This is a genomic window from Vibrio sp. 2304 (assembly GCF_033339475.1).
GTDB classification, from domain to species: domain Bacteria; phylum Pseudomonadota; class Gammaproteobacteria; order Enterobacterales; family Vibrionaceae; genus Vibrio; species Vibrio alginolyticus.
This window is the reverse complement of record NZ_JAWOUQ010000014.1, coordinates 31,682-51,817: the sequence shown is the minus strand read 5'-3', so window position 1 is coordinate 51,817 and position 20,136 is coordinate 31,682. Positions and strand designations below refer to the sequence as shown.

The following is a 20,136-nucleotide window of genomic DNA, read 5'->3' as shown; positions in this document are numbered from 1 at the left end:
TGATTAATGCATTCCGCATAAAGAAACTAAACCGTAAATAAAGAAAAAGGTCTTCAACTGAAGACCTTTTTAATGAGCAATAAATACTTACTTAGTTGTGGCTCACCACAATCAAACGCAGCGAGTCGAGCTGAACCTGAGCTTGGTTGATGTAACCAGTGAGCTCTTTAATTTGTGCGTCGATAGCTTCAATTTCTTCGTCACGAATATTTGGGTTCACCGCTTTCAGTGCTTGCAAACGCTCAAGCTCTGCATTCAAACTGTGCTGCATATCTTGATGAGCTTGTTTGCGTACTTCTTCAACCTTCTCTTCAATAAGAACATCACCGGCTTCAATTAAGCGGTGTACATCTTTCTGTACCGACGTAACCAACTTGCTACCTAAGTGACGGTTTACAGGGCTGAGCTGGCGGTTAAAGCTTTCAAACTCCACTTGAGCAGACAAATCATTACCACGCGAGTCCATCATTAAACGGATTGGCGTTTTCGGTAAGAAGCGCGCGATACCACTGCGTTTTGGCGCTTGCGCATCTACCGCGTAAATCAACTCAAGAAGAATAGTCCCGACTGGTAACGCTTTGTTTTTCAATAGAGATACCGCAGACGTCCCCACCCCTTCACTCATAAGAAGATCGATACCACCCTGGATCATTGGGTGTTCCCAACTGATAAAGTGCATATCTTCACGAGATAACGCTGTATCACGATCAAACGTGATCGTCGCTCCTTCGTATGGCAGACCTGGGTAGCTTGGCACCATCATGTGCTCAGATGGGGTCACAATCAGGGCGTTTTCACCTTTATCGTCTTGATTCAAGCCAATCGTGTCAAAAAGAGAAAGTGCGAAGGTGACCAGATTGGTATCGCCGTCAGTTGATTCAATTTTCTCAACGATTTGTTGTGCTTTTTCTCCGCCATTCGAATGCATTTCTAATAGGCGATCACGGCCTTGCTCCAATTGGGATTTCAGCTCTTTATTCATTTTTGCTGACGCTTCAATGATCTCATCTAGCGTGCTGGTATCACCAGAGGCAAGAATTTCAATCAGATCATCGGAGTACTTATCGTAAACAGCACGGCCTGTTGGGCAGGTTTCCGAAAAAGCGTTCAGGCCTTCATCGAACCAACGTGCTAGGATCGCTTGCGATGTGCCTTTCAGGTAAGGAACATGAATGTCGATATCGCGATTTTGACCGATACGGTCCAAACGACCAATACGTTGCTCAAGCAAGTCTGGGTTAAATGGCAAGTCGAACATGACAAGTTGGTTGGCAAACTGGAAGTTACGACCTTCAGAGCCGATTTCGCTACAGATAAGAACTTGTGCTCCACCTTCTTCTTGCGCAAAGTAAGCCGCCGCTTTATCACGTTCAAGAATCGACATACCTTCGTGGAAAACAGTGGCGCGGATACCTTCACGCTCACGCAGTGCTTGCTCCAATTGCAGCGCGGTACTCGCACGAGAAGCAATCACGAGGATTTTCTCGCTGCGCTTCTCTTTTACTTTTTCAAGCAACCAATTCACACGCGAGTCAAACTGCCACCAGCTCGCGTCATCGCCTTCAAATTCTTGGAAAATTTCTTCCGGGTAAAGGTTCTTCATCGCACGTGCTTCAGAACTCATCTTACCGCCAATCATCCCAGCAACACGCATTGATGTAGTGTATTGCGGTGGAATATCCATTGGCATCAGATGCACGTTACGCGTAGGGAAGCCTTTGATGGCCGCGCGCGTGTTACGGAACAGAACACGCCCTGTACCATGGCGATCCATCAAGTTATCGATCAGCTCTTGGCGTGCCGACGCTTTAGCTTCTTCGTCCGCTTCACTTTCGATAATGCGGAAAAGTGGTTCTACGTCTTGTTCAGACAATAACTCAGTGATCTGGTTTTTTGCTTCATTAGGTAGCTTTTCACCGGAAAAGAGTGAAGTAATCGCATCAGCTACGGGCGCGTATTGCTCTTCTTCCTCAACGAATGCTTCGTAATCATAGAAGCGGTCTGGATCCAACAAACGCAGACGAGCAAAGTGACTCTCACGACCAAGCTGCTCTGGCGTTGCAGTCAGTAGCAACACACCTGGAGTACGTTCAGCCAAGCCTTCTACCACTTGGTATTCACGGCTCGGTTTATCTTGGCTCCATTCAAGGTGATGCGCTTCATCGACAACCAGTAGGTCCCATTCACCTTCCAGTGCTTGTTCAAAACGCTTGCGGCTCTTGCGTAGGAAATCCAAAGAACACAGCACATATTGCTGAGTATCAAATGGGTTTTCTGCATCCGCAAAAGCTTCGATACAGCGCTCTTCGTCAAAGATAGAGAAATGCAGATTGAAACGACGCATCATCTCAACCAGCCATTGATGCTGCAGTGTTTCAGGCACCACAATCAAAATGCGTTCGGCACGACCAGACAGAACTTGTTGGTGGATGATCATACCCGCTTCAATGGTTTTACCCAAACCTACCTCATCCGCCAACAAGACGCGTGGCGCGTGACGACGGCCAACTTCGTGCGCGATGTAAAGCTGATGAGGTATCAAACCTGCACGCATACCGCATAGGCCACGCATTGGGCTCTTATGCTGCTCAAACTGGTTGGTTAGCGCACGGTAACGCAGAACAAAGTTGTCCATACGGTCGATTTGACCGGCGTACAACTTATCTTGAGGTTTGTTAAAACGAATTTGGTTGCTAAGGAAAATCTCACGCAGAACAACAGCGGTTTCTTGCGTGTCTTCACGAGTACCGAAATAGGTGTAAAGACCTTCATCTTCCAGTACTTCTTCTACTTTTAGAGACCAACCTTCTTGGCAATCGATGACATCCCCAACATTAAAGGTGACTCGGGTAACAGGTGCATCGTTACGTGCGTAAACTCGGTTTTCCTCTGACGCTGCAAACATCAATGTCACAGTACGAGCATCCATTGCTACAACGGTACCTAAACCTAAATCGCTTTCCGTATCGCTAATCCAGCGCTGCCCCAAAGCAAATGTCATGAATTGACTACCTCGTTATTAGTTCTTGATTCGTATTTCTTGTTGGTCTACTCATGCCCGTGGGCATGGATAATAGTTTAGATCTGATTCTGGCTTCTGCTATGCCGATAGCATTCGTCATTTCAGTATGAACTGAGTATTTTTTAAGCCAGCTCAACATGATAAATCGGACGTAGCCTATACGCAGAAAAAGGTCGCTAATCTTACTTGAAGCTGTGATTTAGGTCACGCCGAAACCGCACCAAGCAGAAACTTTTTTTCCCAAACTCTAAATGCAATCAAATTGTAAAATACTCATGCCAATTATTAAGTTGTAGAACGTAAATATTACGTATACTTCTAATGAGGGGCGTTTAAAACCATTGCATATGATTTAAGCGCGTTAGTACACGATTAGGATCAACACGGGTTTGCAGTAAGTTGTCTTGCTACTCGGTTGCACACTAGCCGACATCAGCCCGACAACCTCTATTGCAAGCAATCAGAGTTAGGTCACTTCACACCTATTTGGAAACGACCTAACAACTCGCATGCAGAGCCGTACTACGGCAAGGAGACGCTATGGGCGATACCGATCGGAAACTGTTTGTACTCGATACCAACATTCTTCTTCATGAACCCTTTGCCATCTTCTCTTTCCAAGAACACGATGTCGTTATCCCCATGACCGTGTTGGAAGAACTCGACCGAATCAAAGACAGCAAGCGCGACGTTGCAAGAGATGCGCGCGTGGCTATTCGCACCTTGGAAGATTTGTTTAAAGAAGCAACGCCAGATGAAATCTCTGAAGGCATTCCTGTTTCTAAAGACAACCCCGACCAAGGTACTATTTCCATTTTGGCGGATTTTGAACTGCAGGAAACCGTCAAAGCCTTCGCCGACAAAGCCGGTGACAACCGTATTCTCAACGCGGTGCTTTATCTGCAAAATAAACGTGCACCACGTGAAGTGGTACTGATCACGAAAGACATCAACATGCGTCTGCGAGCCAAAGGGGCTGGTGTACGCTTTGTTGAGGACTATAGAACCGACCAACTGATTGACGACATTCAATACCTAACCAAAGGCTTTCAATTGCGTGAAGGTGATTTCTGGAGCGGTATTGAGGAAGTAGAAAGCTATGCACTGGGCGGAAAAACTTACCACAAACTCAGTCGCGAACCCTTCGACCCAACCTTTATCAACCAATACGTTATTGATGAAGACAGTGACTTTGCTGGTCGCGTAGAAACCATCAATGAAGACAAGCTAACGCTTCTCGACCTGAGCCGCGAACGCCTAATGCATCGCAAGGCTTGGGACATCACACCTAAAAATATCTACCAGGGAATGGCGTTAGATGCCTTACTCGATCCAGAAATTGACTTGGTGATTCTAACGGGTGCGGCGGGTAGTGGTAAGACATTACTGGCAATGGCTGCAGCATTGGAACAAACCATTGAAAAAAGCATGTTCGATAAAATTATCGTAACACGCAACACGCCAGATATCGGTGAATCCATCGGCTTCTTACCCGGCTCCGAAGAGGAGAAAATGATGCCGTGGTTAGCGGCGGTGACCGATACCTTGGAAGCACTACATAAACACGATCACTGCACTGAAGGCTCATTGAAGTACATCTGCGATAAAGCCAACATTCAATTTAAATCGATCAACTTTATGCGTGGCCGTTCGATTCAAAATGCGTTTGTACTGCTTGATGAGTGTCAAAACCTCACTGCATCACAAATCAAAACCATCATTACCCGCTGTGGCGAAGGAACCAAAATCGTCTGCTCCGGTAACTTGGCGCAGATTGACTCTCATTACCTCACCCCAGTGACATCAGGATTGACGTACATGGTTGAGCGCTTCAAGAACTTTGAAGGCAGCGCAAATATTCACCTCAACGGCGTGGTTCGTAGCCGCTTGGCGGAATTTGCTGAAGAAAACCTGTAATTGACACCGACTCACAAAGCAAAAGAGCGCTCTAATGAGCGCTCTTTTTATAACGATTCGACTGAGTTACTCAGTGCCACCCACTGTCAGTGAGTCCAGCTTCAAGGTCGGCTGACCAACACCAACTGGCACACTTTGACCTGCTTTACCACATACGCCAACGCCCTTGTCGATACTTAGGTCGTTACCGACCATAGAGACTTGCTGCATTGCTTCGATACCTGAGCCAATCAACGTCGCACCTTTAACAGGGCGCGTAATTTTACCGTTTTCAATCAAGTACGCTTCCGATGCAGAGAACACAAACTTACCCGAAGTAATGTCCACCTGGCCGCCACCAAAGTTTGGCGCATACAACCCTTTCTCGACCGTCGAGATAATTTCTTCTGGCGTATGTTCACCTGGAAGCATGTAGGTGTTGGTCATACGAGGCATTGGCAAGTGTGCATACGATTCACGACGACCGTTACCCGTTGGATTTACACCCATTAGCCGCGCGTTTAGCTTGTCTTGCATATAGCCTTTCAGCACACCATTCTCGATAAGCGTGTTGTACTGGCCGTTTACCCCTTCATCATCCACATTCAATGAACCACGAAGGTCTTTTAACGTGCCATCATCGACGATGGTACATAGTGAAGACGTCACTTGTTGACCCATTTTGCCAGAGAAAACCGAAGATTCCTTCCGGTTAAAATCACCTTCTAGGCCATGACCTACCGCTTCGTGTAGCAACACGCCAGGCCAGCCAGAACCCAATACCACTGGCATCATGCCAGCTGGTGCTGCTTCTGCTTCAAGGTTGATTAACGCCATGCGAATCGCTTCGTCTGCGTAATGAAAAGCTTGTTTCACACCATTGCTTTCCGTTAAAAAGAAATCGTAACCGAAACGGCCGCCGCCCCCCGCACTACCGCGTTCACGTCGTTCGCCTTTTTGTGCAAGCACACTAATAGACAAACGCACCAAAGGACGAATGTCGCCTGCATAAGTACCGTCTGTTGCCGCAACAAGCATCTGCTCATGCACACCGCTGATGCTAATCGAAACTTCTTTAATCAATGGTTCTTTAGTGCGGATGTAAGCATCTAGAGATTTGAGCAATTCTGTTTTTTGCTGCTTTTCCCATTCAGCTAGTGGATTCACAGCGGCGTAGTACGCTTGGTTTTCGGTGCGTTTAAACGCTTGGACTTTACCATTCTGCCCTTGCTGAGCAATACCGCGCGCCGCGATTGCACTCTGCTTCAGGCCTTCAGGCTGGATTTGATCAGAGTAGGCAAAGCCGGTTTTCTCGCCAGTTACTGCACGGACACCAACACCACAATCAATGTTAAAAGAGCCATCTTTGATGATGCTGTCTTCTAGAACCAGAGACTCATGCCAGCTGGACTGAAAGTAAATGTCCGCATAATCGATCTGGCGCGTAGCAATGCTGGCAAGCGTGTCAGCAATGTCTTGTTCTGTCAGACCATTTGGGGCAAGGAGTGCCTGTTCTATTTGGTTTGTGCTCATAGTTAGCTCTTTTATTTCCGTCTCAATTCATTTTGAAAGCGACTGTGTTGAGTCAGCGGCATATTCTGCCTTACTTGTTGGCTTTGTGACAAATCTATCTCTGTCACCAATAAGCCTACTTCATCCTGAAGCTGTTTATGGATACGTCCCCAAGGGTCAACGACCATTGAGTGTCCCCATGTTTTTCGTCCACATGGATGCGTTCCAGTTTGTCCGCTTGCCAAAATCCAACATTGTGTCTCAATCGCTCTAGCTCGCAATAGTATTTCCCAGTGAGCTTGCCCCGTCACAGCGGTAAACGCAGCGGGCACCACAATGATATCCGCCCCTTCTTGACGCAATACTTTATAAAGTTCTGGGAAACGTAAATCATAACAAATACTCAATCCAACACTGCCGATATCAGTTTCCGCAACGACTATTTGATTACCCGCCATAAACGTATCCGACTCACGATAACTACCATAACCATCGGCTACGTCGACATCAAACATATGCAGTTTGTCATAGTGAGCAATGCATTTACCGTGCGGCGGCAATACAAGTGTTGTTGTCGTGACACCTTTTGCGGTTTGAATGGGCATGCTTCCGACAATCAGTGTTAACTGGTTCTTTCTTGCGATTTCACAGAGCCGCTGTTGAATCATGCCACTGCTAAGTGGCTCTGCATGTTGATGATAAGCTTCGCGACTGGCAAATAGCACTGTATTTTCAGGAGTAAGGACAAGTTTGGCACCTTGCTTGCTCGCTAAAGCACACTGTTTTTCGATGAAGTCCAAATTCGCGTTAATATCCGGACCCGAAGTCATTTGAATAATGCCAACACGTTCCATGTGTTTCCTCCCTATTCCATTATATTCGGTGAATTATTTGGCCTGTTCACGCAGTTTTTCTGGTAGCTTGTATTCACCTTTACTTCGCGAAATTTCTTTCACCGTTGGTGAATCTAGTGGGCCTTTCACTTCATAATTGACTTGAGTGAAGACCTCAACCACCGGAGATATCACCGTAGAGATGGCCAAGACATACAAAGCAGTTTGAGGCGCAACGGCAAACGCAGTCAGCATTGGTAAGCCTGATGTGATGTCTGGTGTGAATTTCACTTCCGCATCAACCATTCTGCTGTTCATATTAGCGATACCGCGGATTTGCATTTCCCCTGCTAACGCATCCATTACGATATCATTGGTGATAAACACACCGTCTTGGATTTTGCCCGTTCCCGTGATCGAGTTGAATGCCATGCCTTTATCGAATACATCGGTAAAGTCGAGCTGCATCTTACGGATGATAGAATCCAAGCTGAACAAGCCTAACAAGCGTGCCGCACCACTAACTTCACTGATCACGCCTTTACCAAATTCCGTTGAGACGTTTCCTTGCAAGGTTTGTGTCTTCATTGACCAAGGTGCGCCGTCCCATTCCATATTGGCATTGATCTCAAATGGTGCTTGTTGAATGCCTGATGTAATACCAAAGCGCTCCATAAGATCGGTGTTGTTATCACCTTTCATTTTCATGGTTAAGTTGGAATGGCTACTCTCTTTCGTCAGGTCCCACCAACCACTCATATCAATGCGGTTTTTGCCGCTACTAAAGGTGATATTTTTCCACTCCAAGCGGTTCTCGCGACGCTGCAAATCAACATTCACTTTGCCCACTTTGTAGCCTTGCAGCCAAAAATCATCAATGTTCAAAGTTAAGTTTGGCATCTCAGCGTGAAACTTGCGGTCAAAATTGGTAATCAAAGGTGCGTTTTGATCTTCACTCGCAAAGATTGAGCTGCGCTCTTTGGTCATCTCTTCAAACCCTGGGATGTACAGATGCAAGTGCTCTAAAGAGACCGATAGATCATAGGGTTTCAGATAGTTAGCTTTCCCTTTAACCTCTTGACTGTCCACATCGAGTTGCCAACTCAAATTTTTCTTGCTTGCTGAAAAATCCACATCATGAAACTCAATCCCACCGAACTGTAAGTTTGGCGTTTCAACTTCAATGCGTGTCGGCAATGGAATGGTCGGCGTTTTCATGCTTGCCAAAACAGACGATGAAGGCTTGCTCTCAGAGACCTGCGCAAGCTCAGCCCATTGGTCTAAATTCAGTTCTTCGACACGCACCGAAGCATCGTGCCCGACAATAGGACTAATCCGGAAGCCACCTTTGCCAACCATTAAATGAGTCGCAGTCAGAACCGGGACATCGCCAGCGATATCTATCTCAGTTTGATACTTCACATTTGGGATCTGTAGTCTTGCTGAAATACTCTCTTGATTGCCAGATGCTTGCAGTTTCGCTTGTCCAGACTCGCCAATTTGTTTCGCTAAAGGATAAGGATATTGACTAGCCAGACGATTTAGCTGCGCCAGCACTTCAAGCTGATAAGTGAAACCAACATCATTGAGTTGCAAGTCAATGTCCATTTGCCACGGCGCATGGCCAGAAACAAGGTTTAACCAACGCTCACCGACATAGGGTTTGAGAGGCTCGACATCCCAATCTCCTAGTGTATTAATTGTCACGTTGTAGCCTTGCTCCGCACTCTCTCCATGGAAATCAAGAGAGATAGGCTGTTGTAATAATTCGGCCGACAAACCCGATGTGGTAACCACATCATTGTCGAAGGTGATACGCCCTGTGGCGTTTTCAAGCGTCATTGGCGGCGCTTCAATATCAACACGATTTTCTGTTAAATCGGCATAACCCCAAGCGCGAGACTCTTTATCAAAATCAAACGGTATATTGAGTTGAAACTCAGAGTAAACGGGACCACTCACTTGCAGCGCTGTCAATGCGGCACCGACTGAATCCACTAATGGCGTCGCCATCATGTAGTCACGGACTTCATTACCCGGCGCGCTTGCTTTCGCTTCAATCTCGATGTGCCCACCTTCTGCCAACTCAGGGATTCGCCCAGTGATACGCTTGGCATGAACGCCATTTAGTGTGGCTGATTTTGAATCCAAATACATGGCATCATTTTCAAACAGCAAGTCTAGCTGCAAATCCGTGATGGTTGGCCATGCAGTATCAAAGCTAAATTTCGCATCTTTTAATCCAACCCAAGCTTGGAACATGCCATTATGTTCTTTGTAAGGAAAATCACCTAACTCGCCATACCACAACAATTTTGCTGTGTTCACTTTACCGCCCTGAATCGCGGTCGAAAGATAGTCGGTCAAGTCTTGTCCAAGTGCCAGAGTCGGTAGATAGCGCCATGTTTCACCCGCGTTGTAGAGATCCGCTTCGGCATAAAACGATAAAAATGGGCTTTGTTCTTTTGGAAAATCAAGACGGAATGCCCCCAAGACTTGAAGATCAGGCGTTGCTGCCGTCACTTTATCCGCCCACAAACGCCAACCCGCATCATCTTGCTGCCAGATAATATCGACTTCACCTTGTTTGATATTCAGCGGAGCTTGGAATACATCGCCGTACGGAAAGACATCATCAATGACGGTGACTTTTGCTTTAGCTTGATTCACATCCCCCGATACGCTGCCCTGTACGTGATGAAACCCGGGTAGGAGCTCCCATTGTGTCATCGCGAGTTCATCCAGTTCAGCCGAGTAGCGTAAGGTGTCTAAACCACCGTTCATTGACAATCGGACATCTTCGACCCGACCTTTCGGTGCTAGTTTGTTAATAAGGTCACTGGTCGACTCTGACTCTGGAGCCAGCTTGATGAGCGGAATGAGTGCTTCGATGTCGAGCTGAGAGAGATTAAGCATCCAGCCGTTTGGTTGCCAATCAAACGCGACGTCTAGCTCTGGCCAAGGGGTATTATCGGTTCTGATCTGAAGTGAGTGGCCATTTACTTTCCAGCCTTGTTTATCTGGTCGAAGATTGAAAATTCCAGACTCAATAAACAGCTCATGATGTCCATCTTCATTCCACACCAACTCGGAAGGCAGCAATTCAACATAAGCATCATGCGGTTGGCTATGTTTGAGCGTTAGCCAAGTATTTAAGCTGACTTTACCCGACTCTGCTCCTGACTCTTCTTGCATGTAAGTGGTCAGCCAAGGTGTGACCGAGACATCTTGAGCACTCACGTAAAACTCACCAGATACATCGCGCAACGAGCCATGATCTTTAAAGTTAGCGCTTACTAACAATGAGTTCAGGCGAACATCGGCAATGCTAACCGTGCCTTCGGCTACGTGACGTTTCCCTTGATTGCTCCAACGAAGCTGCTCAATATCTAAACGGCGAGTTTCACCTGACACAGACTTATACCAAATCCGTGAATCGCTAATAGTGAAGTCTTCGAACTGACGTAAAAGAAGTGAGTCGAGTTGGTCAATGAGTTTCACTTCGCTCTTATCCACTTCAGGCTTCGGATCTTGACGATGAGAAGTCGGCAGAATGTCTACCGTGTGAATGTCTAAAGCGAGGTTATGAATGGTAAGGTCTGCAACTACAGGTTTAAGTTGAAAAAGAGATTGAATAAGGTCGAACTCAATTTGGACTTCTTCAACAGCGAAGCGTGCATCTTGCACGTTTGGTAGATTTGCCTCTAAACCCAGTAACGCAATTGAGGGATGATTATTGCGCCACGTCCCTGCGACATTGGCAATAGAAACGTCAAAACCTGTGCCTTGTTTGACCCAGGTTTTGATCTCATCTTGGAAATGGTTAAGTTGCGGCAGTGTGACGCGAAGCGTGGTTACTAATATGGCTAATAACACCAATACAGTAACTAAACTCCACGCACAAAAACGCCCAAAACGGTTAACACCAGAATTCACAAATGTTCCAAATTACATCATTACGACGTCAAACTGTTCCTGAATGTACAGGGGTTCAGCCTGAACTCGCACTTGCTTGCCAATAAATACTTCGAGCTCAGCCAACGCATGAGACTCATCGCCCAATAGCGCTTCAGCAACAAACGGCGATGCGTACACGACAAAATTATCGGCGTCGTAAGCACGGTTCACACGAGTAATCTCGCGTAATATCTCAAAGCATACAGTTTCGACCGTTTTCACGCTGCCACGGCCTTCACAAGTAGGACAGCCAGAACACAAGATATGTTCAATACTTTCTCGTGTGCGCTTACGTGTCATTTCAACTAAGCCAAGCTGGGTAAAGCCGTTGATGTTGGTTTTTACTCGGTCTTTCGCCAGCGCCGTTTCCAGTGAGGTAAGTACTCGCTGACGATGCTCTTCGGATGCCATATCGATAAAATCAATAATGATGATACCGCCGAGGTTACGTAAACGTAGCTGACGCGCAATAGCTTGCGTTGCCTCTATATTGGTATTGAAGATAGTCTCTTCGAGATTACGACGACCAACAAATGCACCCGTGTTGATGTCGATGGTGGTCATGGCTTCGGTTTGATCGATGATCAAATAGCCGCCCGATTTTAGCTCGACCTTGCGCTCTAAAGAACGCTGAATTTCGTTTTCGGTGTCGTACATGTCAAAGATTGGCTTGTCACCTTCGTAAAGCTCAAGCTTATCTGTTAACTCCGGTACATACTCAGAAGTGAATTCTTTCAGGTTTTCATATTCAAGGCGGGAGTCGACCATGATCTTATCGAGCTCTGTGCCAACAAAGTCACGCAGAATGCGTTGAGCTAAGCCGAGTTCACCGTAAAGTGTTGAACGCGTTTTGTATTTTGAGCGACGCTCCATGACTTTTAGCCACAAACGCTTTAGAAATGCCGCATCTTGAGAGAGCTCTTTTTCATCAGCGCCTTCTGCCGCGGTACGAATGATAAAACCACCGTGCTCATCGCAGTAATGGTTCACCACCTTTTTCAAACGCTCACGCTCTTTCTCACTTTCAATACGCTGCGAAACACCGACATGGCTGGCCCCCGGCATAAAAACAAGATAACGCGAAGGTAAGGTGATATCCGTCGTTAAACGTGCACCTTTCGTGCCGAGCGGATCTTTGACCACTTGCACAACAATGTCTTGTCCCTGGCGTACCAGCTCAGAGATATCACGGACTTGAAACTGCTGTTTTTCGTTTTCTGCCACACATTCGGTATGAGGAACAATATCTGACGCATGTAAAAACGCCGCTTTATCTAAACCAATGTCGACGAAAGCCGCCTGCATACCTGGTAACACTCGGCTTACTTTGCCTTTGTATATATTGCCCACAATACCGCGACGCGATTCGCGCTCGATATGTATTTCTTGTAGTACTCCACCTTCAATCATGGCCACACGAGTTTCACTCGGGGTCACGTTAAGCAGCAATTCTGCACTCATGTGCACACCTCAAAACAATTATAAAAATTCTTGAATTAGCTGATCGGTTTCGAACAAAGGTAAGCCTACTACAGCGTGATAACTGCCTTCGATTCGGGTGACAAATCGCCCTCCGAGTCCCTGAATACCATAACTTCCAGCTTTATCGCATGGCTCTCCTGACTGCCAATATTGTTCGATTTCTTCGTGAGTCAGTGGTTTGAACCACACGTCAGTGGTAACGACCACTGAATGTTGTTGTTCCGATGATACAACGCTCACCGCAGTCATCACTTGATGGCGACGACCGGATAAGTCAGTAAGCATACGCTTTGAATCTTCAAAACTTTTTGGTTTTTCTAGCACACGGTCATCGCATACTACGACCGTATCAGAGCCCAATACAACGGAATCAGGCTTAGCCAACGCTAAGCCTGCCTGAGCTTTTTCCAAAGAAAGACGCAACACGTAATCTCGTGCTTGCTCATGAGCCTGTTTGGCTTCCTCAATATCAGGCAATACGATCTCAAAATCATAACCCAGTTGAGCAAGCAGCTCTTTTCTTCTCGGAGAACCCGATGCGAGAACGAGAGATAAGCTTTTCTTCACCGCTTTACCTTACGTGCCATGCACGACGAACTCGTCGCATTAATAAAAACATCCATGGCCAAAGTATACAGTTTATTGCCGCCGTCCACAGAGATAATGGATTAAATACTACGTCCTGGTTCAAATATTCCCCACAGAATATCAAAACTTCCAATAACGCAGTAAAAAAGGCAATTAAAATCGACTGTTGCCACAATGCCATGTTGCGAATCAACAGGAAATTCAGCGCCACAAGGTAGATAACGATCGACATCATCATGCCACGAATTCCAAGCGTTGAGCCGATCAAAATGTCCCATAATAAGCCCAACACTAGCGCAGTTCCGACGTTTACTCGGTGCGGTAGTGCCAACACCCAATAACACGTGACAAGGAACAACCATGAAGGGCGTAACACATCTAACACACCTGGCCATGGAATGGTTTGCAGTACCAGCGCAACGAAGAAACTGACGCCAATCACCATTCGGCTACTCAATACATTATTGGCCATCGGTTACCTCTTGTTCTTGCTCTAACCCTTCATCTACATTGGACCGCAGTACTTTGTGTTGACGGTCTTCATTCGGCCAAATCAGCAGTAGGTAGCGTAAGCGATCAAACTCCACAACCGGCTCAGCCTTGATTGAGGCGAACTCTTGACGCGTATCGTGATCCACATTGGTAACCGTCGCGACTGGATATCCCTCAGGGTAAATGCCACCTAAACCGGATGTCACCAATAAATCACCAACCTGAATATCTGTGCTGGTTGGAATGTGCTCCAGTTGGATTTCATCCATTTCACCATTGCCCGATGCGATCACTCGGATATCATTGCGGATCACCTGGACAGGAATTGCATTTTTCGCGTCCGTTAGCAGCAGAACACGTGCGTTGTGCGCTGCGACAAACGTGACCTGACCAACGATGCCTTTCTCATTGATAACAGGCTGACCAACGTAAACACCATCAATACGGCCTTTATCGATCACCACTTGATGACGATAAGGTGAAGTATCAACCGCCATTACTTCTGTCACGACTTTCTTTTCATCACGGACAAATGAAGATCCTAACAACTTACGTAAGCGTTGGTTTTCTTCTTTATATTGGTCGAGCAAGATAAGCTCGCTTTTCAGGCGTAGCACTTCTCGCTTTAAGCTGCGATTGCCTTCAACCAATGCCTGATGAGAATTAAAACGTTCAAATACTCCATCGAACATACTACGAGGTAAATTCGCTGCGTACTGAATCGGTGCAACCATACTGTTTAGTAGGTATCGAACGTTGGAAAACGTATCTAGACGACTATCGGCCAGCATTAAGCTCGCCGACACGATGACAGCAAAAAACAGACGTAATTGCAGAGACGGACCTCTGCCGAAAATCGGTTTCATCTTGTTTTTGACCTGATTGCTTCCATGATTATTGAGCCTTACTTGGCAACCTAAAAATACTTAACTAAATACTTTTAGGTATGGAGCATGTTTGAATTACAGAGAGAGCAGAAATGAAGGTGAAGCCCGACATGAGCTTCACCTAAACCTTTATTCTTCAGAGAACAGATCGCCACCGTGCATGTCGATCATTTCTAGAGCTTTACCGCCACCACGAGCCACACACGTTAGTGGATCTTCCGCGATAACCACAGGAATACCAGTTTCTTCCATTAGCAGACGGTCTAGGTCTTTAAGTAGTGCACCACCACCGGTTAGTACCATACCGTTTTCAGAAATGTCTGAAGCAAGCTCTGGTGGGCACTGTTCTAGTGCAACCATGACTGCTGATACGATGCCAGATAGCGGCTCTTGAAGCGCTTCTAGGATCTCGTTTGAGTTCAAGCTAAAGCTTCGTGGCACACCCTCTGCAAGGTTACGACCGCGAACTTCAATCTCTTGAACTTCATCACCTGGGTAAGCAGAACCGATTTCGTGTTTGATCTTTTCAGCCGTTGCTTCACCAATCAAGCTGCCGTAGTTACGACGTACGTAGTTGATCACAGCTTCATCAAAGCGGTCACCACCGATACGTACAGACGATGAGTAAACCACACCGTTTAGAGAGATAACGGCAACTTCAGTTGTACCACCACCGATATCGACCACCATTGAACCTGTCGGCTCAGATACGCGTAAACCAGCACCAATTGCCGCCGCCATTGGCTCGTCGATTAGGTAAACTTCACGGGCACCAGCACCAAGTGCTGATTCACGAATTGCGCGACGCTCAACTTGGGTAGAACCACAAGGAACACAAACAAGAACACGTGGGCTTGGCTTTAGGATGCTGTTATCGTGCACTTGCTTGATAAAGTGCTGAAGCATTTTTTCGGTTACGTAGAAGTCAGCGATTACGCCGTCTTTCATTGGGCGGATAGCGGAAATGTTGCCAGGTGTACGACCAAGCATCTGTTTTGCTGCGTGACCGACTGCAGCAACGCTTTTTGCAGAACCTACACGATCTTGACGAATAGCAACTACAGAAGGTTCATCAAGGACAATTCCTTGCCCTTTTACGTAAATTAGAGTGTTGGCTGTACCTAAATCGATAGATAGATCGTTAGAAAACATGCCACGAAGTTTCTTAAACATACTCTTCGCTCATCCTGCAAAAATATAGAAGACAAAAATTGCTCTAAATGTACCAATGCCTCGCTGTCACAGCAAGGTATTGGTACACAAACATGAGCAGAAAGCCTCAATTTCTTGCAGTTTCCTAACTTAAGGGCAAAAACCTAAGTTGTTACTGTCCGGTTAACCCTGGCTCACCACGGTAAATCACACGGTCATTACCTCGGTGAATACCGAAGGTGACGACGGAGGATGGGTTTTCTTCGGAGCCATCATTGTCCCAGTCGTATTTGAGCCAAGGGAGGTTGTTACCACTAGGGTCGAGATTAAGCCAAACTTCAGCTTGTTGACGTCCACAGTCTGCGCGCTCTTGCTTAGCAATAAGTTCACGCATGGCACCATCGTTAACCGTCGTTCTGACGCCTTCAAGTAAAATGTCGCAGTCGGAGCCATCATCAGGCCAAACTGGCTCCTGGCTTTTTAGAGTTGGGGACACTGTTGTCCCGTTATCCTTACTGTTTAAAACGAATCGGGTATCTCTCCAATACTCCACTCTAAGGGGGATATTAACAGATTTACCCTGATTCACTCCCACATCATCCAGAGCTATGCGACCAAACCTGACATCAGGTTGCGATAGTAGCTGTTGCGAAACCATTCTATCTTCAGTGCTATTTTGCCCTTCTTTTAAGAACATCGTAGGATCAACATAGCCAGATACTTTAGTTCCATTATTATTAAGTGAAAGCGAAATAGACGTTTCGATGGAACTATCCTTGTCTGCCGGTAGTTTTGAATTAAATGGACCATCGGGACTCGGCAAAGATAAATCTTTACGCCAATAAACTGAGTTATCCCAAGTTTTGCTCCACACAGCTCCCGACCAGTTATCACTAGTCAAATCGGAATCCAAAATGCTAAGTCTATCTGAGTAACCACCAGCCAAATACAAATCTGCTTTTAAAGAATTGGCAAAACCACCATAATTTTGAGTTGTGTAACCGTTAGCGTTATATGCTGTGACTTCAAACTTAACCGATTCAAAATTCTGTCCCATATATACAGATTGATTCTGATTATCAGGGTAGGTCCACTCTGTCCCGGTGACTTTAAAGTAATCCGGATAGAAGCGCCCAATGGTTGACTTACCATCGGCTATTTTAAATGCATTACTACCAAGATATAGAGATGTGCCAATATCATCGCCATTTTCATCTTTAGCAACTGGTGCCTCAGCAATAAGCTCGAAAACACCGACTTCTGAAACCGATTGATCAAACGTCACACTGCCACGAGACCATTTACTTGATTCTGGTAGCTTCTCATTTAGAAGTTTGGCTAATGAACCATTAGACGGGTACTTCACTTTATTACTAACCGTAATAGTCTTCTCTTGATAGTTCTCAGCAACCGTATCATCATCTTGCAATGCCGAGATGGTTAACTCAAAAACTTCACCAGCAGCAACAAACCCCGAAGAGCAGCCATTTTTACTGTTGGTGCACTCTCCGCTCTTATCACCACTCTTTGCAGTAACTTTCAGTTTTGAAGGAAAACTAACGAAGCTGCCGAATCCATCCGAGTCATCAACACCTTCAACACTGGCTTTAAGTTTGACCTTTCCAGCTTCAGAGTATCTCAACTTAAAGAATGCCTTGCCTTCATCATCAAAATAAACATTAGGCAGGTATTTATTAGCTCTGGTTAGCTCGACATTTGAACTCCATTCCACAGCCTGATCTTTCACTTTTTTCTTGTAAGAAATCACGACAGGTTGAGAGCTATCGATCGGTGCCACTTCATAATCAATCGACATATTAACACCGCGAGATTCACCGCCGTCTTCAGTTCGAGTTGAACAAAACGATAGGTAGTCCTCCCCCGTAGTTTCGCGACTAGCAACTACATCATTAACATTCACCGCAAGCACATTTGAAGCGAAGGTTACATTACAGTTGTTAGCAGATAGTGGCCCGCCATTAATTCGACATCGTGCCCCTTCAAAGCCAAACTGTGGTACGGAACTTTGATCGATACCCAAAGTAATATCGCCAGCTCTTGAACCTTGCAGCTCAAGCTGAGTTTCATTCTCAAACTGTACATTTGTACCACCAACCCAGTTGGCAACATTATTGCCAGTAGATGGAAGTAAAGTGACAGAGAGAGGCGTTAAGCTGCCATCATCGTATGCATCTCTAGGATATTGCTCAGAACAACTTTCATTCATACAAGCTCTAAGTGTCACATCAGAAGCCTGACACGTACTGCCTGAGCCTGAGTAGTCAAACTCGAAATGATGAATACCATCTGTTAATCGCGAGTACTTGTCCGCACAGACTCGGAAGTTATCAATATCATGCGTATTGGTAAGCATACCTGTGGATGCCGTTACCGACAGACGGAAGTTATCTGGAATATAGTTAAAACCACCTTTTTTCAAAACGTTAAACTCTTCGATAACAGGATCCCATCCGCCATTTTTTCCGACTTTTCGAAATACAGCCAGCGTTATCGTATCGGTGTTACGCGAATTTAAAACTACTTTATAACGATGCAGTTTCTCTTTACCTTTTCGATTATCCAACGAGCTGCTGTATTTTTTGCCAGTGATATACGGATAACCTTTCAACCACTTACCATTCGCATCTTGGACGCCCTGTCCACGCACCCCAACATTATCAGCAACACTATTTGAAACGATTTTCTCGCTCCCTTCACGAATGTAGTTACCAAACTCATCAATACCAATACCTAGCCAACCACCAGCAAAGCCTTCTACATCTTTGGAGACTTCAGGGTAGTGATTCTTTAGAAGCTTCATCCCGTAACCAAGCGGACCACCAAATGCCCCGGTTTGAGGAGGGACACTCGCATCAGAAATCACCAGCGCAACACCGTCAGCACCATTCCCACCATATGCATTGTGATCAAACTCAATCTCTAAATAGTTCTGATCTGACGGAAAAATATAGTTATATGCAGAGGCTGTTGCCTGCTCTGGTTTATTTGAGTTTAAGATGAAACGTCCATCAGAGATATGGGGCTCGTCACTGGTACCAAAGCCCATCACCGACCAGTTTGACAATGAACCTGAATTGAAGTTTTCTTCTGGTAATAGTGAACATTGCTGTGTTGGAGGAATAACAGGAACTAATTCAGGACAAAGTGAGGCTACAGCCTCTATTGGGCACTCTCCGGTCTGGGGGGGCTGACAGTTGGGATCATCTACACCACAATAAATGTCACTATCATTGTACTCGTAAGAATGTGATTTTGAGTTAACAGAACCACAGACGGTCGAGCTTTTTACTGTGGCTTTCCCGTGGGACTGAATCGCTTCACTAAGAGTATAAACACCTCGATTTTGATCGAGTTTAGAGTTAGTCAACGATACTTCGCTACCTGTTGATTCTACCCGGCCACAAACCAATGAGTTTTTAATATCGACTTTATGTAGAGCGAGAATATTTCCGTGTACTTGGTTATGGCTCTCTAGGATCACCTCGTGACCTTCACTAGTTACATCCCCAGTAACTTTCGTTTGTTTTAAAGTAACTTTGCTTCGTGCCCAAACATCACCTTGAATTTCATTTTCATTTGATTCTGTCTTTACTTCACCGCCTTGACTTGTAACTTTCCCCTCGACAACCGTCTTCTTCAACGTTATATCACCATGCGCTATAACATCACCATGAATCCTGTTACCATTGCTCTCCGTTTTAATTTGTCCACCCGTACTCGTAACATTGCCATTCACTGTTACTTTCGAGAGAGTTACGTCTTTAGCCCCCTCAACACTGCCATTAATGACATTCCTTTTACCTTTTATCTCAATACCATCAGAGTAACTGGTAACATTGCCTTGTACTTCTGCATCTTCAAGAAGCACCTTTCCGTGGGATACGTAGATTAAACCGTGAACCTTAATATCGTTCTTGAGTTCAACTGCACCGAAAGACTCCACACGCCCAAAAATTTCAATGTCATTTTTACCTTTGAAATCGCTGTTCTTGGATAGGATATTGATCGAATGTTCACTGCTTCCTAAAGTATTTTTTCCTTTAAGTTCAACACCACCATAAACATGAATGTTGATATCACGGTAAGCGTTGACTGACTGGCCTACATTCATTGTAAGACCATTGGGACAAATATAGTTGCCAAAATCATAATAATACCCACCACAGAAGCTCCCTCTGGCTTTCATTTTCCCCTGACTAATCGACCAATATGGAGTCATATCATTTGGAACAGCAGAAAAACTTTCAGAAGAAAACAAACTGACGAATAAAGCAGTAATTATTATTCTTTTCAT

General features: G+C 45.6%; 11 protein-coding genes. 1 reads left to right on the top strand and 10 read right to left on the bottom strand.

The annotated features are described in order from the left end of the window. Positions 1-91 precede the first annotated feature (91 nt). Entirely contained in the window at positions 92-3,001 is a 2,910-nt protein-coding gene (gene rapA / locus R7P64_RS20820; protein ID WP_025767610.1) for an RNA polymerase-associated protein RapA, read from the bottom strand. Between the two features lie 561 nt (positions 3,002-3,562). Between rapA and R7P64_RS20815 the strand changes: the two genes are divergently transcribed. Next, positions 3,563-4,939 (top strand): PhoH family protein, encoded by a 1,377-nt coding sequence (locus tag R7P64_RS20815; protein WP_005381133.1) that lies wholly within the window; start codon positions 3,563-3,565, stop codon positions 4,937-4,939. Between the two features lie 66 nt (positions 4,940-5,005). Here the strand turns inward: R7P64_RS20815 and tldD are convergent, their stop codons facing one another. The 9 genes from tldD to R7P64_RS20770 all read right to left on the bottom strand — a co-directional run bounded on the left by tldD (position 5,006) and on the right by R7P64_RS20770 (position 20,136). Then, a complete protein-coding gene (tldD, locus tag R7P64_RS20810; RefSeq protein ID WP_025767609.1) occupies positions 5,006-6,451 on the bottom strand; it encodes a metalloprotease TldD in 1,446 nt (481 codons plus the stop codon). Between the two features lie 11 nt (positions 6,452-6,462). Continuing rightward, positions 6,463-7,284 (bottom strand): carbon-nitrogen hydrolase family protein, encoded by an 822-nt coding sequence (locus tag R7P64_RS20805; protein ID WP_318123922.1) that lies wholly within the window; start codon positions 7,282-7,284, stop codon positions 6,463-6,465. Between the two features lie 33 nt (positions 7,285-7,317). Next, complete coding sequence (locus R7P64_RS20800; protein ID WP_213973530.1) at positions 7,318-11,199, bottom strand: YhdP family protein; 3,882 nt, start codon at positions 11,197-11,199, stop codon at positions 7,318-7,320. 12 nt (positions 11,200-11,211) lie between these two features. Beyond that, on the bottom strand, positions 11,212-12,681 hold the full coding sequence (rng, locus tag R7P64_RS20795; protein ID WP_005381138.1) for a ribonuclease G: 1,470 nt from the start codon (positions 12,679-12,681) through the stop codon (positions 11,212-11,214). Between the two features lie 18 nt (positions 12,682-12,699). Next, positions 12,700-13,269: a Maf family protein gene (locus R7P64_RS20790; protein WP_005381139.1), complete on the bottom strand. Its 570-nt coding sequence runs from the start codon at positions 13,267-13,269 to the stop codon at positions 12,700-12,702. Between the two features lie 4 nt (positions 13,270-13,273). Continuing rightward, positions 13,274-13,762, bottom strand: coding sequence for a rod shape-determining protein MreD (mreD, locus tag R7P64_RS20785; RefSeq protein WP_005381141.1), 489 nt, complete (start codon positions 13,760-13,762; stop codon positions 13,274-13,276). Then, positions 13,752-14,648, bottom strand: a complete 897-nt coding sequence (mreC, locus tag R7P64_RS20780; RefSeq protein WP_005381142.1) for a rod shape-determining protein MreC — start codon at positions 14,646-14,648, stop codon at positions 13,752-13,754. The genes mreD and mreC overlap by 11 nt, the downstream gene beginning before the upstream one ends. A 150-nt stretch (positions 14,649-14,798) precedes the next feature. Then, complete coding sequence (locus tag R7P64_RS20775; protein WP_005381144.1) at positions 14,799-15,842, bottom strand: rod shape-determining protein; 1,044 nt, start codon at positions 15,840-15,842, stop codon at positions 14,799-14,801. Between the two features lie 151 nt (positions 15,843-15,993). Beyond that, positions 15,994-20,136, bottom strand: coding sequence for a DUF6701 domain-containing protein (locus R7P64_RS20770; protein ID WP_044129503.1), 4,143 nt, complete (start codon positions 20,134-20,136; stop codon positions 15,994-15,996).